At 41.9% G+C, this 24,873-nt stretch carries 20 protein-coding genes, 1 pseudogene and 1 other annotated feature; of the genes and pseudogenes, 15 read left to right on the top strand and 6 right to left on the bottom strand.

Translation table 11 applies throughout. The features are described 5' to 3' along the window. The first annotated feature begins 384 nt into the window (after window positions 1–384). The 3 genes from DXC04_RS12070 to DXC04_RS12060 are packed head-to-tail and all read left to right on the top strand — an operon-like array spanning window position 385 to window position 5,055. Window positions 385–867, top strand: coding sequence for a MarR family winged helix-turn-helix transcriptional regulator (locus DXC04_RS12070; protein ID WP_118661121.1), 483 nt, complete (start codon window positions 385–387; stop codon window positions 865–867). Further along, on the top strand, window positions 864–3,236 hold the full coding sequence (locus tag DXC04_RS12065; RefSeq protein WP_118661120.1) for an ABC transporter ATP-binding protein: 2,373 nt from the start codon (window positions 864–866) through the stop codon (window positions 3,234–3,236). The genes DXC04_RS12070 and DXC04_RS12065 overlap by 4 nt, the downstream gene beginning before the upstream one ends. A gap of 1 nt (window position 3,237) precedes the next feature. Then, a complete protein-coding gene (locus DXC04_RS12060; protein ID WP_118661119.1) occupies window positions 3,238–5,055 on the top strand; it encodes an ABC transporter ATP-binding protein in 1,818 nt (605 codons plus the stop codon). On the opposite strand, the gene DXC04_RS12055 is transcribed toward DXC04_RS12060, so the two are convergent. Next, the gene (locus tag DXC04_RS12055; RefSeq protein WP_118661118.1) at window positions 5,032–5,787 is read right to left on the bottom strand and encodes a gamma-glutamyl-gamma-aminobutyrate hydrolase family protein; all 756 of its coding nucleotides are present in this window, start codon (window positions 5,785–5,787) and stop codon (window positions 5,032–5,034) included. The two genes, DXC04_RS12060 and DXC04_RS12055, sit on opposite strands and share 24 nt — an antisense overlap. Window positions 5,788–5,966: 179 nt before the next feature. Continuing rightward, window positions 5,967–6,905, bottom strand: coding sequence for a D-2-hydroxyacid dehydrogenase (locus DXC04_RS12050; protein ID WP_117538195.1), 939 nt, complete (start codon window positions 6,903–6,905; stop codon window positions 5,967–5,969). Window positions 6,906–7,083: 178 nt separating this feature from the next. Here DXC04_RS12050 and DXC04_RS12045 point away from each other — a divergent pair, with 178 nt between their 5' ends. The 9 genes from DXC04_RS12045 (at window position 7,084) to rsmH (ending at window position 15,360) form a co-directional block, all read left to right on the top strand. Further along, entirely contained in the window at window positions 7,084–7,953 is an 870-nt protein-coding gene (locus DXC04_RS12045; protein ID WP_118661117.1) for a C39 family peptidase, read from the top strand. Between the two features lie 71 nt (window positions 7,954–8,024). Then, window positions 8,025–8,627, top strand: a complete 603-nt coding sequence (gene thrH / locus DXC04_RS12040; protein WP_021859882.1) for a bifunctional phosphoserine phosphatase/homoserine phosphotransferase ThrH — start codon at window positions 8,025–8,027, stop codon at window positions 8,625–8,627. Window positions 8,628–8,744: 117 nt separating this feature from the next. Beyond that, window positions 8,745–8,982: a binding site (T-box leader), on the top strand. 172 nt (window positions 8,983–9,154) lie between these two features. Further along, the gene (locus tag DXC04_RS12035; protein WP_118288766.1) at window positions 9,155–10,180 is read left to right on the top strand and encodes a bile acid:sodium symporter family protein; all 1,026 of its coding nucleotides are present in this window, start codon (window positions 9,155–9,157) and stop codon (window positions 10,178–10,180) included. 224 nt (window positions 10,181–10,404) lie between these two features. Further along, complete coding sequence (locus DXC04_RS12030; RefSeq protein ID WP_118661116.1) at window positions 10,405–11,223, top strand: energy-coupling factor ABC transporter permease; 819 nt, start codon at window positions 10,405–10,407, stop codon at window positions 11,221–11,223. Between the two features lie 29 nt (window positions 11,224–11,252). After that, window positions 11,253–11,420 (top strand): hypothetical protein, encoded by a 168-nt coding sequence (locus DXC04_RS15580; RefSeq protein WP_158580501.1) that lies wholly within the window; start codon window positions 11,253–11,255, stop codon window positions 11,418–11,420. Then, window positions 11,417–12,166, top strand: a complete 750-nt coding sequence (gene larE / locus DXC04_RS12025; RefSeq protein WP_118661115.1) for an ATP-dependent sacrificial sulfur transferase LarE — start codon at window positions 11,417–11,419, stop codon at window positions 12,164–12,166. Before DXC04_RS15580 ends, larE begins: the two co-directional genes overlap by 4 nt. After that, window positions 12,166–12,924 carry a nickel pincer cofactor biosynthesis protein LarB gene (gene larB, locus DXC04_RS12020; protein ID WP_118661114.1) on the top strand — a complete coding sequence of 253 codons (759 nt, stop codon included), beginning with the start codon at window positions 12,166–12,168 and terminating at the stop codon, window positions 12,922–12,924. The genes larE and larB overlap by 1 nt, the downstream gene beginning before the upstream one ends. Beyond that, entirely contained in the window at window positions 12,921–14,180 is a 1,260-nt protein-coding gene (gene larC / locus DXC04_RS12015) for a nickel pincer cofactor biosynthesis protein LarC (RefSeq protein WP_118661113.1), read from the top strand. The genes larB and larC overlap by 4 nt, the downstream gene beginning before the upstream one ends. A 124-nt stretch (window positions 14,181–14,304) precedes the next feature. After that, window positions 14,305–15,360: a 16S rRNA (cytosine(1402)-N(4))-methyltransferase RsmH gene (gene rsmH / locus DXC04_RS12010; RefSeq protein WP_118661112.1), complete on the top strand. Its 1,056-nt coding sequence runs from the start codon at window positions 14,305–14,307 to the stop codon at window positions 15,358–15,360. Between the two features lie 14 nt (window positions 15,361–15,374). On the opposite strand, the gene DXC04_RS12005 is transcribed toward rsmH, so the two are convergent. Further along, window positions 15,375–15,962, bottom strand: coding sequence for an HD domain-containing protein (locus DXC04_RS12005; RefSeq protein WP_118661111.1), 588 nt, complete (start codon window positions 15,960–15,962; stop codon window positions 15,375–15,377). 196 nt (window positions 15,963–16,158) lie between these two features. Between DXC04_RS12005 and DXC04_RS12000 the strand changes: the two genes are divergently transcribed. Continuing rightward, entirely contained in the window at window positions 16,159–17,526 is a 1,368-nt protein-coding gene (locus DXC04_RS12000) for an MATE family efflux transporter (protein WP_117538204.1), read from the top strand. A 78-nt stretch (window positions 17,527–17,604) separates the two neighbouring features. On the opposite strand, the pseudogene malQ (DXC04_RS11995) reads toward DXC04_RS12000, so the two are convergent. Together malQ (DXC04_RS11995) and DXC04_RS11990 are read right to left on the bottom strand one after the other, a co-directional pair. Next, a pseudogene (malQ, locus tag DXC04_RS11995) lies at window positions 17,605–18,950 on the bottom strand (4-alpha-glucanotransferase). 12 nt (window positions 18,951–18,962) lie between these two features. Next, window positions 18,963–21,215 carry a glycogen/starch/alpha-glucan phosphorylase gene (locus DXC04_RS11990; protein ID WP_199692548.1) on the bottom strand — a complete coding sequence of 751 codons (2,253 nt, stop codon included), beginning with the start codon at window positions 21,213–21,215 and terminating at the stop codon, window positions 18,963–18,965. A gap of 183 nt (window positions 21,216–21,398) precedes the next feature. On the opposite strand from DXC04_RS11990, the gene DXC04_RS11985 reads away from it, so the two are divergent. Beyond that, window positions 21,399–22,274, top strand: coding sequence for an AraC family transcriptional regulator (locus DXC04_RS11985; RefSeq protein WP_118661109.1), 876 nt, complete (start codon window positions 21,399–21,401; stop codon window positions 22,272–22,274). 335 nt (window positions 22,275–22,609) lie between these two features. Continuing rightward, window positions 22,610–23,323, top strand: coding sequence for a TraX family protein (locus tag DXC04_RS11975; RefSeq protein ID WP_117538208.1), 714 nt, complete (start codon window positions 22,610–22,612; stop codon window positions 23,321–23,323). A gap of 45 nt (window positions 23,324–23,368) precedes the next feature. Here the strand turns inward: DXC04_RS11975 and malQ (DXC04_RS11970) are convergent, their stop codons facing one another. Continuing rightward, window positions 23,369–24,859, bottom strand: a complete 1,491-nt coding sequence (malQ, locus tag DXC04_RS11970; RefSeq protein ID WP_021859897.1) for a 4-alpha-glucanotransferase — start codon at window positions 24,857–24,859, stop codon at window positions 23,369–23,371. Window positions 24,860–24,873 lie beyond the last annotated feature (14 nt).

The raw sequence follows: 24,873 nt of genomic DNA, 5'->3' as shown, positions 1-24,873 counted from the left end.
ATGACCAAGCAAGGTGATAGGTAAAGGATGAAATATTTCTTGTATGCAGTTTTGAAGGTATATAACTTACAGAAGTGATTGGTATAAAGCCAGTCACTTTTTTGTTATAACGACGAGAAAAACGCATGTACCCGTGCAAATACAAACAAATCTTCTATAAAAAATATATAAACTCTCTTGACATTTATATAAGAAGTGAGTATCCTAAACGTTAGACTTTTAATGATTAGTCATCTAATTATTAAAAGTCTAACGTTTTTGCTATAGCGACAAGTTTTATCACTGTTTCTATAGATTACAGAGGAAGCTGCCAGTGGCAGGTTTCGCAGGTTAAATAAAGGAAAATAAAAAGAGAGCGCGGTGATTATGGGAGGGGAATACAACATGAAGAGAAAATGGATGGAATCAGGTTTTATGCTGATCCAACAGGTTGCTCATTTAGTAAAATATCAGGCAATGAGAGAGATGGAATCTTTTCATCTTAAACCGAATCAGGTAGGTATTATGTTTATTTTACGTTCAGAAGGCGAATTATCGCAGCGTGAACTGGCAAAGCTGATAGGAATTACACCACCATCGATGACGGTAGCACTTCGAAAATTGGAAAAACAGGGATATGTGCAGAGAAAAGTAGATGAAAAAGATCAAAGAATTCAGAGAATTACGATAACAGATCAGGGAGCAGATTGTCTGAATGAATTAAAAGAGACGATGCACATGTTGGAAGCAGGTCTTTATGAAGGTATTTCCGGAGAAGAACGGAAAGAACTGCAAAGAATTATGCTTCGCATGCGGACAAATATGTTGAATTATAAAGAAATCCAGGGCATGGATATGTGTTCAATTATGGAGGAGAGACATCTATGAGTAAACTTTTTAAATTTATGAAGCCATATGCAGGCGTTGTAGCGGCGATTTTGTGCGTACTGGTTGTGCAGGCATACTGTGATCTGTCATTACCGACATATACTTCGGATATTGTAAATGTCGGAATTCAGCAAAACGGAATTGATGAAAAGATTCCGGAGCAGGTTGGTGAGGAAGATCTGGAGCATTTGTTACTTCTGGTTCCGGAGAAGGATCAAAGTACTGTGAAAAATGCTTATACAAAAAGCAGCAAAAAATATGATACAAAGCAAAAAGTATGGCAGTTGAAATCCTCTGTTAAAACAGATGAGAATAAAATGAATAAACTGTCGAATCTGTTAGCAAAACCAATGCTTCTGGCAGAGGGATTTAATTCTGGAAGTGACATGTCGAAAAAGATGGAAATCCAGATGAAAGATCAGATGAAGCAGCAGATGAAAGCGCAGATGAAGAGCCAGATGCAAGATGCGAGCCAGGCAGCACTTTCGTCACAGGCGCAGCCAGAGGAAGCCAAGCAGACTGCTAATGCAAGCCAAGCAGCCTCACAGTTAAAGAAATCAGAAAAAGAGATTGATAAGAAGATTGACAAAATGTCCATTTATGACATATTTGGGCAGATGAAAGGCGCACAGCGTGAGGAGCTTGTGAAAAAGATAGAAAAGAAGATGGATAAATTCCCGGACTCTATGCTGGATCAGGCAGCCTCAACTTATATTAAAGGTGCATATAAACATATCGGAATAGATATGGATAAATATGAGACACATTATATTTTAAATACAGGTGCGAAGATGCTTGCACTGGCAGCGTTGGGAATGATCGCAAGTATTATAGTCGGTCTTATGGCATCACGAGTAGGTGCGGCAATCGGACGTGGACTCAGAAGGGACGTATTCCGTAAGGTAGTAGGATTTTCCAATGGAGAATTTGATAAATTTTCAACTGCGTCTCTGATTACTAGAAGTACGAATGATATTCAGCAGATTCAGCTTTTAACGGTTATGATTCTGCGTATGGTATTATATGCACCGATTATGGCAATCGGAGGAATTACGAAAGTGTTCCATACAAATGTGGATATGTCCTGGATCATTGCACTTGCTGTTGGATTGATCGTATTGGTTGTAGCAGTATTATTTTTCGTTGTTATGCCAAAATTCAAGATTGTACAGGATTTGGTTGACCGGTTGAACCTTGTCAGCCGTGAGATTTTAACAGGACTTCCGGTTATCCGTGCGTTCAGTACAGAAAAACATGAAGAAAAAAGATTTGATGAAGCAAATAAAAATCTGACAAAAACAAATTTATTTGTCAACCGTGTCATGACATTTATGATGCCGACCATGATGCTGATTATGAACTGTATTACCGTTCTGATTGTATGGATCGGTGGGTACAGTGTCAATGATGGAGCAATGCAGGTTGGCGATATGATGGCATTTATCCAGTATACAATGCAGATTATTATGGCATTCCTGATGATTTGTATGATCTCAGTCATGCTTCCGAGAGCAGCAGTATCAGCAACCCGTGTAGACGAAGTATTGAAGAGCGAGACAAAAATCAATGATCCGGAAACACCGCGGACATTTGCGAAAAATGAGAAGGGTGAAGTTGCATTTGAACATGTTTCGTTCCGCTATCCGGGAGCTGAAGAAGATGTACTGCATGATCTGTCATTTACAGCAAAACCGGGAGAGACAACCGCATTTATCGGAAGTACCGGAAGCGGTAAATCTACGCTGGTAAATCTGATTCCGAGATTTTACGATGTGACAGAAGGAAAGATTACAATTGACGGAACGGACATCCGGGAAGTTTCGCAGCATGATCTGCGTGCCCGTCTTGGATATGTGCCTCAGAAAGGAATTCTGTTCTCCGGTGATATTGCTTCCAATATTATGTATGGTAATCCAGACGGAAGCGAAGAAGAAATGATCGAAGCGGCCGGAATTGCACAGGCACAGGAATTTATTGATACAAAGAAAAAGAAATATCGTAGTCCGATTTCACAGGGCGGTTCCAATGTATCAGGAGGACAGAAACAGAGACTTTCAATTGCGAGAGCAATTGCCAAACATCCGGATGTATATATTTTCGATGACAGTTTTTCCGCGCTGGATTACAAAACGGATGCGGTGCTTCGAAAAGAGTTAAAAGCGAAGACAAAAGACAGTACTGTCATGATTGTTGCCCAACGAATCAGCACGATTCTTCATGCTGAGCAGATCATTGTTCTGGATGATGGACAGATTGTCGGAAAAGGTACACACAAAGAATTGTTGAAATCCTGTGAAGCATATTATCAGATCGCATCTTCCCAGTTATCTGAGAAGGAGCTGGAAGCAGATATGAAGGAGGTGGACTAATATGGCAAAAGGACATATGCGCAGAGGTCCGGGAGCCCCTGTAGAAAAAGCAAAAGATTTCAAGGGTACGATGAAGAAGCTGTTACAGTATCTTGGAGCTTATAAAATCTCCATTATGGCAGTAATTATATTTGCAATTGGAAGTACAGTATTTAACATTGTCGGACCGAAAATACTCGGAAGAGCAACAACCGAGATTTTCAAAGGACTTGTTCGGAAAGTTTCCGGCGGTTCAGGAATTGATTTCACGAAAATTGGGAAAATACTTGGAATGTTATTAGTATTGTACCTGTGCAGTGCATTATTTTCCTTTATCCAAGGATATATCATGACAGGTGTATCGCAAAAACTGACTTATCGTATGAGAAAAGAGATTTCGGAGAAGATCAATCGTCTGCCGATGAATTATTTTGATAAAATGACACATGGAGAAGTGCTTTCGAGAATTACGAATGATGTCGATACACTTAGCCAGAGTCTGAACCAGAGTGCGACACAGGTTATTACATCGGTAGCAACAATCATTGGTGTACTTATTATGATGCTCAGTATCAGTCCGCTTATGACATTGACGGCACTTTTACTGCTTCCGATTTCTATGGGATTTATTTCCGTAATTGTAAAACGCTCGCAGAAATATTTCATGAGTCAGCAGGAATATCTGGGACATGTCAACGGACAGGTAGAAGAGGTGTATGGCGGGCATAATATTGTAAAAGCATTTAATAAAGAGCAAGATGTAATTGCAACATTTGATAAAGATAACGATATGTTGTATCAGTCTGCATGGAAATCGCAGTTTTTATCCGGAATGATGATGCCGATCATGCAGTTTGTCGGCAACTTAGGCTATGTGGCAGAAGTTATTCTGGGCGGTTATCTGGCAATGAAAAGCGTGATCGAAGTTGGAGATATCCAGTCCTTCATTCAGTATGTAAGGAATTTTACGCAGCCGATCCAGCAGGTAGCGCAGGTGGCAAATATGCTGCAGTCTACAGCAGCCGCATCTGAGCGTGTATTTGAATTTCTGGAAGAAGATGAAGAAGAACAGACAGTTACGGATTCCGAGCCGGTCGATGATCTGGAAGGCCGCGTAGAGTTTGACCATGTACATTTCGGATATAACCCAGATCATATAATCATCAATGATTTCAGTGTGAAAGTGGAGCCGGGACAGAAGATTGCGATCGTAGGTCCAACCGGAGCCGGTAAAACAACGATGGTAAAACTTCTGATGCGTTTCTACGATGTGAATGAAGGCGCGATCAAAGTAGATGGACATGATATCCGTGATTTTAATCGTTCCGAGCTTCGAAAAATGTTTGGCATGGTACTGCAGGATACGTGGCTGTTCAAGGGAAGTATTGAAGAAAATATCCGTTATGGTAAATTAGATGCCACACATGAGGAAGTGGTAGAGGCTGCGAAAGCGGCACATGTACACCGGTTTGTACAGACACTTCCGGGGGGCTATAACATGGAACTGAATGAGGAGGCAAGCAACGTGTCGCAGGGGCAGAAACAGCTCCTGACCATTGCGAGAGCAATCCTGGAGGATCCGAAGATCCTCATTCTCGATGAAGCAACAAGTTCCGTAGATACACGTACAGAGATCCAAATTCAGAAAGCGATGGATAACCTGATGCGTGGAAGAACAAGTTTCATCATTGCACACCGTCTGTCTACGATCAGAGATGCAGACCTGATCCTTGTTATGAAAGACGGAGATATTGTGGAGCAGGGAAATCATGAGGAACTGCTCGCTAAAAATGGATTTTATGCGGATCTCTATAATTCACAGTTTGAGAGAAGCGCTTAAAGGAAGTGACAAGTGTTTCGCACCGGCAGCCTTTCGGACAAATTGATCAAATAAACGTCGCATTGCTTCGCAGTTTGTGTACATGCACTCGGGATGCCACTGTACACCGACCGCGAAAGTGTGACCGGTAGATTCAATGGATTCGATGACGCCGTCGGAAGTGATACCTGTCATTTTTATATGTTTTCCTAATGTTTTGACACACTGATGGTGATAGCTGTTGACAGCACAGGAATTCCCACAAATTTCATATAACAGGCTATGAGATGCAAAAGCAACCGTATGGCAGGGATCGCTGCGGTCGAGAGAGCGTTGGATATGATTGAAGGAGTTCCGGTTACGGAGAGACAGATCCTGATAGATTGTTCCGCCGAGCGTAAGGTTTAACACCTGCATACCGCGGCAGATGCCTAGTACAGGAAGATGAAAATCCAGTACTTTCTGCATCAGCGTAAGATGAAACTGATCGGTTTTTCTGTCGGTAGTGCCGTGATCAGTCTGCAATTCTTCACCAAAAAGTTCCGGTGTGATATCATCACCGCCGCAGAACAGGAAACCATCGCAGATGCTCAAGTAGCCAGAGAGTGAGTCCGCGTCAGAAAGATAAGGAATAATGACAGGAATTCCATCACTTTTTTCAATTGCCTGAATATAGGAAAATGGCACAAACAGGCGGTCATCTGAAAAGCCGCAAAATACAATGCCGATTACTGGTTTTGTTATAGATTCCATAAAAAGCCTCCCCTGTACATATATTTATTAAAAAATATATGCGTCAGGGAAGGCTTTTATGTAATAGGAAACTTCGCTCCTATTACATAAACCCTCCGGGGGATGCGCACTCGCACGAAGCGGTAATATGTTGCAGGCAACCGTGCTCGGCGCGAGAATGTGCCAAAACACATTCTATCTTATTCTACATGAAAGAATTCTTTCACCTGTCCGAGAATGATCTGCATGAGTCTGGTTCTGGCTTCAATACTTGCCCATGCCACATGCGGTGTGATGAGGAGGTTCGGATAATCCTTTAATTCGCGCAACGGACAGTCTGGGCTCATCGGTTCTACAGCAAGTACATCCAGACCGGCTGCCTGGATGAGACCGGTTTTCAGAGCCGTTGCAAGGTCTTTTTCTACAACGATCGGGCCACGTCCGAGATTCAGGAAAATGCAGCTTTTCTTCATCTTACAGAAAGCGTCGAGATTAAGTAGTCCGTCGGTATATTCATTTAGTGGTGCGTGAACAGAAATAATATCCGAAGTACGGTACAGCGTATCCAGATCGACCTGATGATAACCGTTCTGCGGGGCACTGCCGGATGGAGAAGCGTAGATAACATCAGCACCGAAAGCGGAAGCGATAGAAGCAACGCGGCGGCCGATGTTGCCAAGTCCGATGATTCCCCATGTTTTTCCCTTTAATTCGTAGAATACTTTTTCAAAATGTGTAAATATCGTGTCATTGGTATAACGGTCAGATTTGACATATTCATCATAGTATCGCAGATGTTCCAGCAGATAGAAGAACATGGCAAATGTATGCTGCGCAACGGATTCCGTAGAATAACCGGCAACATTTCTCCAGGCGATTCCGCGCTTGTCGAGATAATCCTTGTCCAGATTGTTCGTACCTGTTGCAGTGACGCATACCAGTTTCAGATTCTCGGCAGTACCGATGGTAGATTCATTTATCTGTATTTTATTAACGATAATGACATCGGCATCTTTCACGCGTTCCGGTACTTCTTCGGATGTAGAAAATGCGTAGCGTGTGACATCGCCGATCGCATCAAAACCGGACAGATCAATATCATCGCCGATAGTTTTTGCATCTAAAAAAACGATTTTCATATATAGTTGGTCCTCCTTGTGAGTATTGGATGTGTATGTGGTTAGGATAACCGTATTTTGAGAACATGTCAAATTTTTCTTTTTTAAGAATTGTTAAGAAAATCATAAGATGACTCACCTTGTAATTATTTTGTAACATATTGTATAATGTCTTTCAGATAAGGAGAGTCACATACAGATGAAAGAAATCAAAAAACAGAAAAATAAAAAACGAAAACAGATTCTCAGAAGAAGGATTTACATGATGACTGCAGGAATTTTTGTGCTGCTTGCAGTCGCGTTTGCCATAGGACATCATTCGGCGGGAAAGGAAGATGATCTGTCGTCGAAGACGAAGGAAGTAATACAGAATAAGACACAGGAAGAGATGTACACAAGCCGTCTCGAACGGGTGAAAGCAATGGCAAAGAACCAGGGCTATCCGAAAGGTGTCATTGAGCTGCTGGACAAGAACGAAGATACGATTGACTTCGTGGAGGACTATGGAGAGAAGAAAGATCAGGCAGTAGCAAAAGATATTGGTGTGAAGATACAAAAGGGCACGATACCGGAGCTGATCCAGTGGGATGAACGCTGGGGATATACAAAGTATGGAACCAGCATTGTTGCGGTCAGCGGCTGCGGACCGACCTGTATGTCTATGGTTGTGTCAGGGCTTACCGGTAATACGAAGATCACGCCGGCAAGAACAGCAGCATACAGCGTACGTCACAATCTGATCGATGAAGAAAATAACACGTACTGGGAATTTATGGAGAAAGCAGCAAAGCATTGGGGACTGAACTGCTATGCAGGAATGTTGAATAAGAAGCAGTTGAAAGCTGAGCTTTGCAAAGGACATCCGGTTATTTGCAGTGTAGGACCGGGAGATTTTACAAAGAATGGACATTTTATTGTGCTGTCAGGATGGAAGGACGGAAAGATTCAGGTAAATGATCCATTCAGCCGTCAGAACAGTCAGAAACTGTGGACTTACAGCAGAATAAAGAAACAGGCAAAGTCTATGTGGGTATATAGTTATTCTAAAAAACAAGTGCAAGAGCGGTAAAAGTGTGTTATTATGAATGTACTATGTTAAAGTAGTAACGTAAAAGAGAACGGCAGCAGGAGGAAGAAGCGATGTATATTACTTGTTTAGATGTAGAAGGTGTATTAGTACCAGAGATATGGGTAGCATTTGCTGAAGAAAGCGGAATCCCGGAATTAAAGAGAACAACCAGAGACGAACCGGATTATGATAAATTGATGAACTGGCGTCTGAGTATTTTAAAGGAGCATGGACTTGGACTGAAGGAAATTCAGGAGACAATTTCCAGAATTAATCCACTTCCGGGCGCAAGAGAATTTCTGGATAAATTAAGAAGCTTTACACAGGTTATACTGATCAGTGATACATTTACAGAATTTGCGGCTCCACTTATGGAGAAACTGGGGTATCCGACCTTGTTTTGCAACAGTCTTGAAGTAGCAGAAGATGGTGAGATTACCGGATTCAAGATGCGTATTGAGCAGTCTAAGTTGAGCACAGTAAAAGCATTGCAGTCTATCGGTTTTGATACGATTGCCAGCGGGGATTCTTATAATGACCTTGGCATGATTAAGGCAAGTAAAGCTGGATTTTTATTCCGGAGCACAGAGCAAATCAAAACAGACAATCCACAGATTCCGGCATATGAGACATATGATGAGCTGATGCAGGCAATTAAAGATACAATGGTATAGCAAGATATTAAAATAGCAGACATCATAAAATATCAAAAAAACAGAGTGCGTTCTAATTTTTGCTTGACTTTTGAAAATTCAAGTATATAATAAATAACGTAAGTACATAAAGTTCACCGAAATTCGTTGATGAGAACAAAGCCGGATTTATATTTATTTACAGAGAGCCTGTGGCTGGTGTGAACAGGCAATAAGTGAATCGGGATATCCTCTCTGAGAAGCAGGTTGAAAGAAAGATTAGTAAACCTCGCCGGTATCCCCCGTTACAGGGATGGCATATGTCAGTATGCGACAGAGTGTTGCAGAAATTTTCTGCAGAATCAGGGTGGTAACGCGGATAGAATTCGTCCCTCTTCAGATGAGAAGTCTGAGGAGGGATTTTTTATATAATCAGGAGATATAATTTTCTGTTATATAGAAAGCTTCCGGCAGGATATGCATTGGGGCGTACAATGATGATGTCACAGGCAACCGCCGTAGGCGTTGAAAAAATCGGTGAGCAGTATGATGAAGGAGGAATAAACAATATGAAAGCATTACAAAAAGCAAGCAAATTTTTATCAGACTACACATCGATTGTTGTAATTGCAATCGCAGTTGTGACCTTTTTTGTACCGTCTATGATGGGATGGGTGAATCAGGCATTATTTACAGACATGGTGGCAAATAAATTTACCAGTCAGTCCGTGATCATCGGAATTATCATGTTCAGTATGGGACTGACGTTGACAACAGAAGACTTTAAGATCCTTGCACAGAGACCATTTGATATCTGTGTGGGTGCGATCGCACAATATTTAATTATGCCATTTCTGGCATTTGCACTGACAAAAACATTGCATCTGCCGGATGGAATTGCACTTGGACTGATTCTGGTTGGCTGCTGTCCTGGTGGTGTATCATCCAATATCATGTCTTATCTGTGCGGTGGAGATGTAGCATTTTCTGTAGGAATGACAACAGTTTCCACGTTGATTTCACCGGTTATGACACCGCTGATGGTATCTTTCCTGGCAAGTGGAACAAAAATTACAATTCACGGACTTCCGATGTTTGTATCTATTATTGAAACCGTTATCTTACCGGTTGCAGTTGGATTTTTATTAAACTATTTATATGGAAAGAAGAGAATGTTCCACGAGATCCAGCAGATGATGCCTGGTGTTGCCGTGCTTGGACTCGCCTGCGTAGTCGGTGGGGTTGTATCTTCACAGGGAGATAAGTTCTTCCAGTCAGGAGCAGTTATTTTCATAGCAGTGCTTCTTCATAACGGACTTGGTTATCTGCTTGGATATGGAGCCGGAAAGCTGGTTGGCATGAATACATCAAAGAAGAGAACGATTTCTATCGAAGTCGGAATGCAGAATGCCGGACTTGCAACGAACCTTGCAACAACAACAGCTCAGTTTGCTTCCACACCGGAATCTGCAATTATCTGTGCGGTATCGTGTACATGGCACTCCATTTCCGGAACGTTACTGGCAGGAATGTTTGCAATGTATGATAAACATAAAGAAAAAGCAGCAGATGCAGTAAAAGTTAAGACAGCATAATAGCGAAAGCAGAAATAGATTCCATGGATGCGATCAATGCGATTGAATCTTCGATGACTGCAAAACGGAGAGAAACAGTAAATATAGAAACTGTTTCATCTCCGTTTTTTAATTATGCATGTGTTTTTATGTAGAAAAGAAAAATTTTTTCTGGTTGAAAAAAGGATTGTTTATCTTGTACAATAAAGGTACTGTAGAATTATCTTGGGGGAGGGAAATTATTTATGCACATGTCAGATGCATTACTTTCACCGGCAGTTGGCGGTGCGATGTATGCAGTAAGTGCGGTATCAATCGCATATGCAGTACAGAAGGTTAAAAAGGATGATTTGGGAGAGAAGAATCTGCCGATGATGGCAGTTGCAGGGGCATTTACTTTCGCAGCACAGATGATTAATTTTACGATTCCGGGGACGGGTTCCAGCGGACATATCGGAGGTGGAATCCTGCTGGCGGGACTGCTTGGCGGAACTCCGGCTGTAGTGACGCTGACCGCAGTTTTACTGATCCAGTGCCTGTTCTTTGCAGATGGAGGACTTCTGGCATTAGGAGCGAATATTTTTAATATGGGAGTCATTCCCTGCCTGTTTGTATGTCCGCTTATTTTCAGACCAATCTTAAGAAAAGGCGTGACGCATAAGAGGATTATGATTGTTTCCGTTGTATCCTGTGTAGTGGGATTGCAACTGGGGGCTTTTTGTGTTGTTCTACAGACACTGGCATCAGACGTGACAGAGCTGCCATTTCATACATTTGTACTGCTGATGCAGCCAATTCATCTGGCGATTGGCTTTGTGGAAGGCATTATTACAGCAGGTATTCTGAATTTTGTATACCAGATGCGTCCGGAGATTCTGACAGATGTATTGGAAAAATTGGAGAAACCAGCAGAGAGAATAAGATACATAGAAGAATCTGATAAGGGCAGGTCTGACAGTGTGTCTGCGAAAAAAGTGATTCTGCTATTTGCAGTTCTTGCAATTTTGGTCGGTGGCGGACTGTCGTTGTATGCTTCTGCCAATCCGGATGGTCTGGGAATCTGATCTGTGTATTACAGAAACTTCCGCATACAATGCTGATCGCAACACATGATCTTACTTTTGTTGCAGAGGTCTGTCCGCGCTGCATTTTATTAAAAGAAGGCAAACTATTTGCAGATGGCCAGGCGGAAGATTTATTATATAATAAGGAACTGATGGAATCGGCAGATGTAGAAGCAATAGGAGGACCAAACTCATGAATCTGACAGGATTTTTTAAAGAGAATCCTAAAATTGCACTGGGGTTTTCCGGTGGCGTAGATTCTTCATATCTGCTTTATGCTGCAGCGCAGTGTGGCGTAGATATCAAACCGTATTTTATAAAAACAACATTTCAGCCGGAATTTGAGCTGGAGGATGCAAGACGTTTTGCAAAACAGGTGGGTGTAGAGTTGACAGTGATTTCGCATGAGATCTTAAGCCATGAAGAAGTGGTAAAGAATCCGGCAAACCGTTGTTATTATTGCAAGACAGTGTTGTTCGGACTGTTGAAAGAAAGAGCAGTCTCGGATGGATATACTGTGTTGATCGATGGCACGAATGCATCTGATGATGTCGGAGACCGTCCGGGAATGAGAGCATTGAAGGAAATGCAGGTTCGTTCTCCGCTCAGAGAATGTGGACTGACAAAGACGGAAATCCGCTGCCTCTCAAAAGAAGCCGGATTGTTTACCTGGAACAAACCTGCATATGCCTGTCTTGCGACAAGAATTCAGACAGGGACAGGGATTGAAGCAGAGATGTTAAAGAAAGTTGAGCATGCAGAAGGAGAACTCTTTCAGATGGGATATACTGATTTCCGCGTGCGCGTATTTCATGGCGCAGCTCGTCTGCAGTTTCAGCCGGAAGATATGATGCATGCGATTGAGAAACGAAAAGAGATCAGAGAGCGGCTGGCACCGTGGTTTGACACGGTGTTACTGGATATGAAAGGCAGGGAACCGTAGTGGAACAGAAAGAAGTACGCGCTTTGCTGGAACAGGTTTCCAGTGGGGAACTGGATATAGATGAAGCCATGTTAAAGCTTAAGGAAGCGCCGTTTGAGGATCTGGGATTTGCGAAACCGGATTATCACCGGGCTCTCCGGCAGGGAATTGGAGAGGTGATTTATGGTGCAGGAAAGACGCCGGAGCAGATTCATGATATTGTTGCATCCATGGTACAGCAGGGACAGAAAAGTATTCTGATCACCCGCATGAGCAGCGAAGCGGCGGAGGCGGTTGAACAGGATTTTCTAATAAAATATGATAAATACAGCAGAATCGGACTGGTAGGAGAGATACCGGAGCCGGATGGAATCGGTAAGGTTGTTGTGGCGGCTGCCGGAACGAGTGATCTGCCGGTGGCAGAGGAAGCTGCACAGACAGCAGAGTGCTTCGGAAATGAAGTCATACGTCTGTATGATGTAGGTGTTGCGGGACTTCACCGTCTGCTGGCACATCGGGAAGAGATTATGACGGCACGAGTGATTGTTGCAGTTGCCGGGATGGAAGGTGCACTTGCATCGGTAATCGGCGGACTTGTAGACTGTCCAGTGATCGCAGTGCCGACCAGTGTCGGCTATGGCGCAAGTTTTGGCGGCGTGTCGGCACTGCTGGCAATGTTAAATTCCTGTGCCAGCGGAGTTAGCGTTGTGAATATTGATAATGGATTTGGCGCCGGTTATCTGGCGAGCATGATCAATCATATGGAGGGGAAGAGATGAAAACATTATATTTAGACTGTGGAATGGGCGCGGCAGGTGATATGTTAAGTGCCGCACTTCTGGAGCTACATCCGGAACCGGGACAGTTTGTAAAGCGTCTAAACCGCCTTGGGATACCGAAAGTGGAATTTCAGGCAGAACCGGCAGTGAAATGTGGCATTACAGGAACGCACATGACAGTGAAAGTAGATGGCATGGAAGAAGTAAGCACAGATCACCATGAGGAAGCACACCATTATGAGCATCATTACGGTGAACACATCCACCATCATGACCATCATAATATGCAGAGTATTACTGCAATCGTGGGAAAACTGGATATACCGGAAGAAGTAAAAAAAGACATACTTGCTGTGTATGATCTGATCGCACAGGCTGAAAGCCATGTGCACGGTCGCCCGGTAGACGAAATTCATTTTCACGAAGTCGGTTCCATGGATGCAGTTGCTGATGTGACAGCAGTCTGTCTTCTGATGCATGAACTGAAACCGGAGCGTGTAGTTGCTTCTCCGGTACACGTAGGAAGCGGACATGTCCACTGCGCACACGGAATCCTTCCGGTTCCGGCACCTGCGACTGCATGGATTCTGCAAGATATTCCAACTTACGGCGGAAAGGTGAGAGGAGAGTTGTGTACACCAACAGGAGCTGCGCTTTTAAAATATTTCGTTCAGGAATTTGGAAGCCAGCCGCCGATGCGTGTGGAAGGAATCGGTTACGGCTGTGGGCAGAAAGAATTTGAAGTAGCAAACTGTGTCCGTGCAATGTGCGGAGAAACGGCAGATAATCAGGATTATATCGTGGAACTTCGCTGTAATCTGGATGACATGACACCGGAAGCAGTTGGATTTGCAATGGAAGAGTTATTTGCAGCAGGAGCATTGGATGTATATACGACAGCAGTCGGAATGAAAAAGAACCGACCGGGAATCTTACTGACTTGTATGTGTAAGGAAAAACAGAGAGAAGAAATGATTCGGTTACTGTTTTTACATACGACAACTTTAGGAGTACGGGAATCTGTCTGCAACCGTTATACATTGAAGCGCACAATGAAGACTGAAATGACGGTATATGGCAATGTGCGGATAAAAGAAGTATCCGGCTGGGGGATAAAACGTCAGAAAGCAGAGTATGAAGATCTGGCTCGGATCGCCAGAGAGCAGGAGATGCCAATCGCACAGGTGAGAGAGTGTGTGATGGTACTTTCCGGAATGAGCAATCAGGAGCAGATGTCTTCCATTCCAAACATATGATTCCATGTACAGCATGCCGTTATTGTATTGAAGGCTGTCTGCAGCATTTACAAATCAGAGACTTGTTAAAAGAAGTTACAGAAGAATTTGAAAAAGAAGAAAAAACGAAAGAATAGGAGCTATCATGGAACAGAATACAGAGAAAGTCCACAAAAGACGTGTACGATATAAAGGAAAATATCCACGGAAATATGAAGAAAAATACAAAGAATTAAATCCGGAGAAATACAAAGAAACGATTGCACATGTGATCAGCAAGGGAAATACACCTGCCGGTATGCATATATCTATTATGGTGAAAGAGATCCTGGATTTCCTTCAGATAAAGCCGGGAGAAACAGGATTTGATGCAACGCTTGGATATGGCGGGCATACAAAGGCAATGATGGAATGTCTGAAAGGCGAAGGTCATATGTATGCGACAGATGTCGATCCGGAAGAATCAGCAAAGACAAAGAAACGTCTTGCAGAACAGGGTTTCGGTGAAGATATCCTGACAGTAAAACTTCAGAACTTCTGTACGATTGATGAGATTGCAGAAGAAATAGGTGGTTTTGATTTTATCCTTGCGGATCTGGGTGTTTCATCTATGCAGATCGATAATCCGAAACGAGGATTTTCTTTCCGTGCTGACGGTCCGCTGGATCTGCGGCTGAATCAGGAGAAAGGAATCAGCGCTGCAGAGCGTTTGGATGAGATCAGCAGGGAAGAGCTTGCCGGAATGTTATATGAAAATTCTGACGAGCCATACTGTGAAGAGATTGCAAAAGCAATTACAGATGAGATTCGCAAGGGAAACCGTGTAGATACGACTACAAAACTGCGGGAGCTTATTGCAGATACACTGGATTTTCTTCCGGAGAAGGAGAAGAAAGATATGATCCGCAAGACTTGCCAGAGAGTGTTCCAGGCACTTCGTATTGATGTAAACCGTGAGTTTGAAGTACTGTATGAATTTATGGAAAAGCTTCCGGATGCGTTAAAACCGGGAGGACGTGTGGCGATTCTTACTTTCCATTCAGGAGAAGATAAGTTGGTGAAAAAGGCTTTAAAAGCCGGATATAAAGCGGGAATTTATTCCGATTACGCGAAAGATGTGATCCGCCCATCTGCGCAGGAGTGCGCACAGAACGGACGTGCAAGATCTACGAAGATGCGTTGGGCTATTAAAGCGCGGTAGTTTTAAAAGGGGAACTATTCTTTGATGTTCCCCTTTTTGATGTTTTCTTTCAGAATCTGGTCTGTAATTTCATATAACTGCTTAGAGCCATATCTGGTTTTCTGCTGTCTGCCATAAACCTGTGAGGCGTATACTTCATGTTCCCGCCAGTCAGCACCGCCATTACTGTTGTTGAGAAGAAGAGGCTGTAGGTTATCCAATACGTGGGCGAATCTGGATTCAGCGGTTCTGGCTTCTTCAAATTCGTCAAAAAGAGCAGTCAGCTCTTCTTTCTGTGCATTCGGAAGTAAGGAAAAAATTCGTTCTTTTGCGGCATCTTCTCGTGCTTTCTGTGTTTTCAGCCCTTCTGTGTCATAAGCGTAAGTATCCCCGGCATCAATTTCTACAATGTCATGGATCAGACACATGATCATGACTTTGGTAATATCAACCGGTTCGTTAGAATATTCTTTTAAAAGATATGCCATGATCGCCATATGCCAGGCATGTTCTGCATCATTTTCACGTCTGCCGTGGCCGGACAGATGTGTCTGTCTTAAAATATTTTTCTCTTTATCAATTTCCAGAATAAAGTCAAGCTGTTGTTTTAATTTATCGTTCATGTTAATGTCCTCCTGTACATATATCACGGGACAAAGTCCCATTTTTTGACTCATAATAGGGCTGATTTCAAAATCATACAATTACACATGAGCAGGTTCAGACGGAAGTATGATCTTGTTATCCGGATATCATATTTTACATATAGAATAGTGCGTGTTATACTAAAAAGCAAGATATAAAAAGGATTAAATATAAATGAAACGAATTGATTTTGAAAATGGAACGGTTACAGGAAATATACTTGGAGCTGCGCTTCCGATGCTGGTGGCGCAGATTTTAAATCTGTTATATAACATTGTGGATCGAATATATATTGCGCGTATTCCAGAGGTAGGAACAGCAGCGCTTGGAGGAGTGGGACTTTGTTTTCCTGTTATCGTGATCATTACAGCATTTGCAAATCTGTTTGGTGGAGGTGGTGCGCCCTTATTTTCCATAGACAGAGGAAGAAAGAAAGAGCAAGAGGCAACACGTATTATGAATACGTCGTTTTCGCTTGTATGTTCCAGTGCTTTGTTGTTAATGATGATCGGACTTTTATTTTCCCATCCGATTCTGACGCTGTTTGGAGCATCCAGAAGTGTAATGGTTTATGCACGTCCGTATCTGATGGTCTATCTGATTGGTACGCTTCCATCTATGGTTGCAGTTGGCATGAATCCATTTATCAACGCACAGGGTTATTCGCTGGTTGGTATGCTTTCGGTTGCAATCGGTGCAGTTGTGAATCTGATTTTAGATCCTCTGTTTATCTTTGTATTTGGAATGGGAGTACGTGGTGCGGCGTGTGCAACTGTAATTTCACAGTGTTTGTCTGCATTGTTTGTATTTTATTTTTTGACAAGAAAAGCAGAGTTAAAGGTGCGGCTACTAAAGAAAAATGAAATAGCAGAAAATATCGGATATGCGAAAAATATTATAAGTCTTGGAATGGCAGGATTTATTATGCAACTTACAAACGGTCTGGTAACGATCTGCTGTAACAATGTACTTGCAGTGACCGGAGGCGATATTTATATTTCGGTGATGACGATTATTTCCAGCGTGCGTCAGCTTGTAGAGACGCCGATCCATGCGATGAATGAGGGGGCATCTCCAATCTTGAGTTATAACTATGGTGCAAGACGCCCGGCAAGAGTCCGCAAGGCGGGCGTTGTACTGGCAATGATGATGATTTTGTATACCGGAGTTATGTGGAGTGTGATTATTCTGGAACCAGGTGCGCTTATACGTATTTTCAGTACAGATGCAGAATTGATGCAGGATGCAATGACTGCGCTTAATCAGTATTTCGCAGCATTTATTTTTATGGATTTCCAATATATGGGACAGACAGTATTCAAATCCCTGAACAAAAAGAAGCAGGCGATTTTCTTCTCCCTGCTTCGTAAAGTGTTTATAGTTGTGCCGCTGACATATTTTATGCCATACGTTTTAAATATGGGAACTTCCGGTGTGTTCCTTGCAGAACCGGTGTCCAATGTAATCGGTGGCAGTCTGTGTTTTATTACAATGCTGTGTATGATTTTGCCGGAACTGAAACGGATGGAAGTACCTGCTTAGAATGCCTTTTTGAATCTCCGTGATGGGTGGTAACACATGAGTGCAATGCTGCCTTCAATTAATTCAAACCAACCGAAATTAGAACGATTTATTTTGTTTTTCAGGAAGACGCTCGTACAACCATGTCATACGCTTCAAGCGCTTCACTGTCTGTGCATCAAATTGATTCTTTTCCATACGCCAGGCCCAGTTTTCGCCGAGTGTGGATGGTGTATTAATTCTCGCCCTGCCATCCAGATTCAGCAGATCCTGCATCGGTGTGATGCAAAGGTTCGCGTTGCTGTTCATCGTAAGGCGGATAAAATCCCATGCCAGATCGTCTTCGTCGAGACGTGATGTATGCATATATTCTTTTGCAAAATCTCGCGTTGCTTTATCTGTACTGTGATACCATCCTCTTGTCGTATCGTTGTCATGCGTGCCGGTATACACAACGCTGTTCTTTGGATAATTGTGCGGAAGAGTTCCATTCCAGGACCAGGCATCCATGTGCCATCTACTGCGGTTTTATTTCCATAAGGAATGGAATAATATTCATCGAATCCACGGAAATGATCAATTCGGACTACGTCATATAATTTGAAACAATGACGGATCCGCTTGATCCACCAGTCGTACCCGGTCTTTTTATGATAGTCCCAATTGTACAATGGGTTGCCCCACAGCTGTCCGGTTGCAGAAAAATCATCCGGAGGATATCCTGCTACTGCCAACGGATTATTCAATTCATCAAACTGAAACAACTCTGGAGATGCCCATGTATCCGCACCATCAAACGCTACATAGATCGGAATATCACCGATGATCTGAATGCCTTGTGCATTTGCATAGGTATGAAGCTTTGTCCATTGTTTATCGAATTCATATTGCTGGAATTTATAAAATGCAATCTCTTCTGCCAGTTCATTTCTTGCATTTTCAAGTGCATCCGCTTCACGGTTTTTTAGAGGAGCTTCCCATTCATTCCAGCTGATTCCATTTTTACTGTCTTTGATTGCCATGTAAAGACTGTAATCATCCAGCCAGTATGCATTTTCATTTATAAAGTGATCATATGCTTCGCCATTTTTAAAACGCGCAAATGCTTTTTTCAGCATTTTGAATCTAGAATTGTAAATTTTTTCGTAATCAATACAGTCTGCCTTGTCTCCAAAGGCATACGCTTTACATTCTTTTTTTGTCAGAAGTCCTTCTTTGATCAATGTCTTGGGATCAATAAAATATGGATTTCCTGCGTATGTGGAGAAGGACTGGTACGGGGAGTCCCCGTATCCAGTCGGTCCAAGAGGCAGGATCTGCCAATAACTCTGTCCGGCCTCTTTTAATCGATCTATAAACTTATATGCCTCTTTTGAGAAACAGCCAATCCCGTATTTGGACGGCAATGAAAATACCGGTAATAATACTCCGCTTGCTCTTTCCATGTGCTCCTCCTCTTACAGATGCCAGATGTCGTTGTTGTACTCTTCAATTGTTCGATCAGATGAGAAATATCCTGCTCTCGCAATATTTACAAGTGCTTTTTTAGCCCATGTTTTCTGATCTGTATAAGCTTTCAGTGCTTCTTCTTTCTTTTCTTTGTAGCTGTCAAAGTCAAGAAGTGTCATGAACCAGTCTTTGCTGATGATTTCATGCTGCAATCTTTCAAGGTTTTCCTTCTGCCCAACTTTCAAAATTTCATCGCTTGTGATAAAGTCAATTGCTGCTTTGATGGACGGATTCTTTTCATAGAAGTCTTTTGCGACGTAATCTGCTTTTACGTAATGTTCGATTACGTCGTCGCTGGAAGCACCGAATACAAAAATGTTATCATTGCCGACAAGTTCGTGGATCTCCACATTTGCGCCGTCTTCTGTTCCAAGTGTTATAGCTCCGTTCAGCATGAATTTCATATTACCGGTTCCGCTTGCCTCTTTAGATGCAAGTGAGATTTGTTCAGAAATGTCGCATGCCGGAATTAATTTTTCCGCTTTTGTTACATTGTAGTTTTCAACCATAACAACTTTCAGATATGGGCTTACTTCAGGATCATTGTTAATGATCTCCTGCAGACAGAGAATCAGATGAATGATATCTTTTGCAATTACATAAGCCGGTGCGGCTTTTGCTCCAAAGATCGCTGTCACAGGTGCTGTAGGAATCTTTCCTGCTTTAATTTCAAGATATTTATCAATAATATATAATGCATTCAGCTGCTGACGTTTGTACTCATGGAGACGTTTGATCTGAATGTCGAAGATCGTATCTGCACTCACTTTTACGCCCTGTGTCTCTTCCAGATATTTGCACAATGCTTGTTTGTTTGCGTGTTTGATTGCTACTAATCGGTCAAGTACCTTTTCATCATCCTTAAACGCAAGCAGTTTTTCAAGTTCCGCTGCATCTTTTTTATATCCTTCTCCAATGAGTTCATCAAGAAGTGCTGTCAGAGCCGGGTTACAGTGCAGCAGCCAACGACGGAATGTAATACCATTTGTCTTATTATTAAACTTCTCCGGGTAAATCTTGTAGAAGTTATTTAATTCAGTCTCTTTCAGAATGTCTGTATGAAGAGAAGCAACACCATTTACGCTGAAACCATAATGGATATCAATATGTGCCATATGAACAGTATCATTTCTGTCGATAATAGAAACGCTTTCATCATCATATTTTCTTCTTACTTTGTCATCTAATACTTCAATGATCGGCATTAACTGTGGAACGACTTTCTTCAAATAGTATACCGGCCATTTTTCCAGTGCCTCTGCAAGGATGGTATGGTTTGTATAGGCGCATGTTTTAGAAACAACTTCGATCGCCTCGTCCATGTCTAAGCCTTTCTCTACAAGAAGACGGATCAATTCCGGAATTACCATTGTCGGGTGGGTATCATTGATCTGGATCACTGCATAATCAGCAAGATCATGAAGGTTGCACCCCTTTGCTATACATTCATCGAGAATCAGCTGTGCACCTGCACTTACCATGAAATACTGCTGATAAATGCGAAGCAGTCTTCCGTTCTCATCGCTGTCATCCGGGTATAAGAAAAGTGTCAGGTTTTTCTCAATGTCTTCTTTATCAAAAGCAATTCCATCCTCCACGATCGTCTCATCTACAGAGTCGATGTCGAAGAGATGTAATTTATTTGTCTTATTGTTGTATCCTGTCACTTCGATGTCATACATTCTTGCATTTACATTAAGCCCTTTGAATGACACCGGGTAAATAACATCTGTTTTTTTCAGCCATGATTTTGATTCGATCCATGGATTCGGAGTTTCTCGCTGAAGATTGTTTTTAAACTCCTGTTTGAAAAGTCCGAGATGATAGTTCAGACCGACACCGTCTCCGGCAAGTCCGAGTGTTGCGATTGAGTCAAGGAAACAAGCTGCCAGACGTCCAAGTCCGCCATTGCCGAGTGACGGCTCTGGTTCTACTTCTTCAATCTCCGCAATGTTCTTTCCGTTTTGTGCGAGCACATCTTTTACTTCATTGAAAATACCAAGATTGATCATATTGTTAGAAAGCAGTTTTCCAATAAGGAATTCTGCGGAAATGTAGTACAGCTTCTTTTTGCTGTCTGTGCGTTCCTTTTCGCCTGCCATTTCCTGCACCATGCTAAGAAGTGCGTCATAGATTTCTTCATTGGAAGCCTGCGCGATCTCTTTTCCAAGTTTTTCCTGTAATGTTGTCTGAATGTTCATTTGAATAATCTCCTTTCAAATCGAATTCGGGTTTATGTAACATTTTTGCTGTTTTGTCATTGGTTTATAATTGTATTTTAATATGATTCCATGCCAATATCTTGCAATATACTTGTAATTTATTGTACAATACTATCATTCTAATAGATTTTTATGGACTCGTTGAAAGGACTTTGTTTTCTTATGAATATTAATGAATATCAGAACTATCACGAAATAAAAGCACATACATCCGCAGAATTTCCTTATAATACGTATCTATGCTCTATTCCGCTTGATTTTCCGGGAGTGCCGTTGCACTGGCACGATGAGATGGAACTTGTCGTTATTAAAAAAGGGCAAGGTTATGTTTCTGTGGATTTTGATAAGCATCTGGTGCACAGCGGAGATATTATTATGATATGTCCGGGCTGTCTTCATGCCATTGAGCAGGATGCTTCTTATAAAATGGAGTATGAAAATATTATTTTTAAACCGGAGTTACTCTCTTCCGGAGCAAATGATTTGTGTATGCTTCAATACATGAAGCCGCTTCTTGACGGGACTTTGCCGGTGGAACATTTTCTTACTCCTGCTCATGAAGTTTTTGAGTCTCTAAGCAATTGCATCCGACAGATTGACCTTGTCTGTGCAGACCAGACAACCGGGTGGCAGCTTGCAGTAAAAAGTGCACTGTTTTACTTTTTCTTTCTTCTGATTTCTGAAAGACAGAAAAAAACAGTTTCCATTTCTCACAATCCAAAATCCTTGGAGAAAATGAAAACTGTTTTGAAATATGTAGAAGAGCATTATACAGAAAAACTTACAATTGATGACATGGCGAAACTTACCTTTTACAGTAAATCTCATTTTATGAAGTTTTTCAAAGTTCATATGGGAACTGGATTTACCGAATATTTAAACGATTATCGTCTTGCTATGGCTGCAAGGCTTCTTAAATCATCCGATGAATCTATTCTGATGATCGCAGAAGAAAGCGGTTTCGATAATCTGTCTTATTTTAATCGTATTTTCAAAAGAAAATATGGTGTTTCCCCCGGAAGCTACAGAAAATCGTAAGTATCTGTACGCTGCTTACAGCGAAGCAGACAACAATTAACCGGAGAATCCCTGAAAGGGCTTTAGCATCTTTCAAGGTTCGAGCTATCTATGAGAAATCTATGTTGGCACGGGTTCGCCAGATAAAATTTAATAAATTTGTAGTGATTTTTCTCAATTTACCTCTTGACAAAAGTCATTATATATTAGATTGTATAAATGCATTTATTCTGCTATTATCGACAGATTATGAGCTTGTGTTGGGCAGAAAAGGTGTGGCAGCCATCGAGAGAGCACACGAGCTTCACACAGAAAATTACTAGAATATAAATAAGAAAGGTGTCTGAAAAAAATCTATGAACAATATAAAAGAAAGAATCAAGATATTCTCAGGAGCGCAGCTAAAATATATCGCTTTTTTATCAATGCTTATTGACCATACAAATAAAGCACTGATCTATCCGAATCTGGATGGCGGAGCATTGAATCGATTGAGTGATTTTTTTGATATTTTAGGAAGAATCGCTTTCCCGATATTCATCTTCCTTCTTGTAGAAGGATATTTCCACACAAGGAATAAGTGGAGATATTTAACTACACTTCTTGTATTTGGAGTAATATCAGAGGTTCCGTTTGATATGTGCACATCGGCCAGATTTGTTGAAGTCAACTGGAACAATATTATGTTCACGCTGGCACTTGTGCTTGCTATGATCTGGGTGATCGACGTATTGAAAGAGAAGATGGCATCATTACCGAAGGCGTTATGGTATTTCGTATCATTTCTCATTGTAGCGGTATTGTGCTTTGTAGCAATGAATACAAGTCTGGACTATGAACATCATGCGGTGCTGATCGGTTATTTCTGTTATATTTTTCATGAGAGATGGGCACTTGGAATTCCGTTTTGTTACCTCTCTATGTTTAAAGAGCCGTGGGCTCTGCTTGGATTTGGATTGACACTTACTTATAATGGAGAGCGTGGAAAACAGAATAAGTTAGTAAATTATCTTTTCTATCCGGTGCATTTGCTGATTTTAGGAATCATAAGAATGTGTCTTGGAATTTAAAGAAAAAGAGGGCGTAAATGTGAATGCATTTACGCCCTTTCGCTTCTATATTTGAGGAAGTCTTTCGTATATTTTCATTTCTTCATATAACTGCTTTGCGAGTTCATCTGAGATGTCTTCAGGCTTGCATCGCCAGGTCCAGTTATCACTCAGCGTTGATGGGGTGTTGATCCGGGCTTCATGTCCGAGACCAAGAAGATCCTGCATCTGCATGATCGCTGTATCAGATACGCTTGCCCATGCACTGCGCATCATACCCCAGTGGTAACCTTCCTCTTTTGTCAGACGAAGATAACGGATCGCATTGGCTGTGTCTTCTTCCGGAGCGGTTTCAAACCAGCCGTTGATTGTCTCATTGTCGTGAGTACCGGTATATACGATACAGTTTCTTGTGTAACAGTGAGGCAGATAGCCATAACCGGTGTCACGGGTGTCGAAAGCAAATTCTAACACTTTCATTCCAGGGAATCCGGTTTCTTTCAGTAACTGATGTACGGAGTCTGTTAAAAAACCAAGATCCTCGGCAATGATTGGAAGATCCCCAAGTTTTTCTTTTACAGTCTGGAAGAAGTCAATTCCCGGACCTTTTCTCCAAACTCCGTTTTTCGCAGTTTTATCTCCGTAAGGAATTGCAAAGTAGGAATCAAATCCACGGAAATGATCAATTCGCAATACATCATAGATTTTCATCTGATGTGCAATTCTTGTTATCCACCAGGAAAACTCATTTTCTTTCATATAATCCCAATTAAATAGTGGATTTCCCCAGAGCTGTCCATCTTCCGAAAATCCATCTGGAGGACATCCGGAGATTTCTGTTGGACGTAACTCTTCATTTAATTGGAACTGTTCCGGGTGTGCCCATACATCGGCACTGTCTTCGGAAACATAAATTGGAAGATCGCCGATAATCTGAATGTGATGTTGACTGGCATAAGCTTTTAACTTGTTCCATTGGTGGAAGAAGAGAAACTGGATTGTTTTCCAGAATAAAATGTCTTCTGCAAGAGTTGTTTTTAATTCCTCTAATTTATTCGTGTCACGAAGTCTTACCGGTTCTGGCCATTGGGACCATGCGGTTCCACCGAAATGATTCTTAACAGCCATATATAAGGCATAATCATCTAACCAGTAAGCTTCTGTCTGAAAAAATGCAGACAGACTGTCAGCCATGTTCGTAGAAACGTTTCCGACAGATTTTTTTAGAACAACAAAACGCTGTTCATATTGTAGCTTATAATCTATTTTTTCAGGTTCGTCTCCCCAGGAGAAATTTTCAAAGTCAGCGCGTTGCAGTAATCCTTCCAAAACAAGATCATTAAGATCGATCATATAAGGATTGCCTGCAAAGGTAGAAGATGATTGATAGGGAGAATCTCCATATCCGGTTGGGCAAATAGGAAGAATCTGCCAGTATGTCTGACCAGATTTCTCAAGAAACTGGATGAAATCACGTGCGGTCTGACCTAAGGTTCCTATTCCATATGGGGAAGGAAGAGAAGTAATGGGCATTAAAATACCTGCAGCTCTCACCATAAACCCTCCTTTCC

It is taken from the genome of Dorea sp. OM07-5 (genome assembly GCF_003481355.1).
In the GTDB taxonomy this organism is placed as follows: Bacteria; Bacillota; Clostridia; order Lachnospirales; family Lachnospiraceae; genus Dorea_D; species Dorea_D hominis.
This window is presented reverse-complemented; position numbering and strand designations above follow the sequence as displayed.

Excerpts from the sequence above, each read along its gene's own strand:
- DXC04_RS12065 (WP_118661120.1), top strand. The coding sequence starts at position 864 with ATGAGTAAACTTTTTAAATTTATGAAGCCATATGCAGGCGTTGTAGCG.
- DXC04_RS12000 (WP_117538204.1), top strand. The coding sequence starts at position 16,159 with ATGAAACGAATTGATTTTGAAAATGGAACGGTTACAGGAAATATACTT.
- DXC04_RS12005 (WP_118661111.1), bottom strand. The coding sequence starts at position 15,962 with ATGAACGATAAATTAAAACAACAGCTTGACTTTATTCTGGAAATTGAT.
- malQ (WP_021859897.1), bottom strand. The coding sequence starts at position 24,859 with ATGGTGAGAGCTGCAGGTATTTTAATGCCCATTACTTCTCTTCCTTCC.
- DXC04_RS12070 (WP_118661121.1), top strand. The coding sequence starts at position 385 with ATGAAGAGAAAATGGATGGAATCAGGTTTTATGCTGATCCAACAGGTT.
- DXC04_RS11990 (WP_199692548.1), bottom strand. The coding sequence starts at position 21,215 with ATGAACATTCAGACAACATTACAGGAAAAACTTGGAAAAGAGATCGCG.
- DXC04_RS11985 (WP_118661109.1), top strand. The coding sequence starts at position 21,399 with ATGAATATTAATGAATATCAGAACTATCACGAAATAAAAGCACATACA.
- larE (WP_118661115.1), top strand. The coding sequence starts at position 11,417 with ATGAATCTGACAGGATTTTTTAAAGAGAATCCTAAAATTGCACTGGGG.
- thrH (WP_021859882.1), top strand. The coding sequence starts at position 8,025 with ATGTATATTACTTGTTTAGATGTAGAAGGTGTATTAGTACCAGAGATA.
- DXC04_RS12035 (WP_118288766.1), top strand. The coding sequence starts at position 9,155 with ATGAAAGCATTACAAAAAGCAAGCAAATTTTTATCAGACTACACATCG.
- DXC04_RS12060 (WP_118661119.1), top strand. The coding sequence starts at position 3,238 with ATGGCAAAAGGACATATGCGCAGAGGTCCGGGAGCCCCTGTAGAAAAA.
- larC (WP_118661113.1), top strand. The coding sequence starts at position 12,921 with ATGAAAACATTATATTTAGACTGTGGAATGGGCGCGGCAGGTGATATG.
- DXC04_RS12045 (WP_118661117.1), top strand. The coding sequence starts at position 7,084 with ATGAAAGAAATCAAAAAACAGAAAAATAAAAAACGAAAACAGATTCTC.
- DXC04_RS12030 (WP_118661116.1), top strand. The coding sequence starts at position 10,405 with ATGCACATGTCAGATGCATTACTTTCACCGGCAGTTGGCGGTGCGATG.
- DXC04_RS15580 (WP_158580501.1), top strand. The coding sequence starts at position 11,253 with ATGCTGATCGCAACACATGATCTTACTTTTGTTGCAGAGGTCTGTCCG.
- DXC04_RS11975 (WP_117538208.1), top strand. The coding sequence starts at position 22,610 with ATGAACAATATAAAAGAAAGAATCAAGATATTCTCAGGAGCGCAGCTA.
- DXC04_RS12055 (WP_118661118.1), bottom strand. The coding sequence starts at position 5,787 with ATGGAATCTATAACAAAACCAGTAATCGGCATTGTATTTTGCGGCTTT.
- DXC04_RS12050 (WP_117538195.1), bottom strand. The coding sequence starts at position 6,905 with ATGAAAATCGTTTTTTTAGATGCAAAAACTATCGGCGATGATATTGAT.
- rsmH (WP_118661112.1), top strand. The coding sequence starts at position 14,305 with ATGGAACAGAATACAGAGAAAGTCCACAAAAGACGTGTACGATATAAA.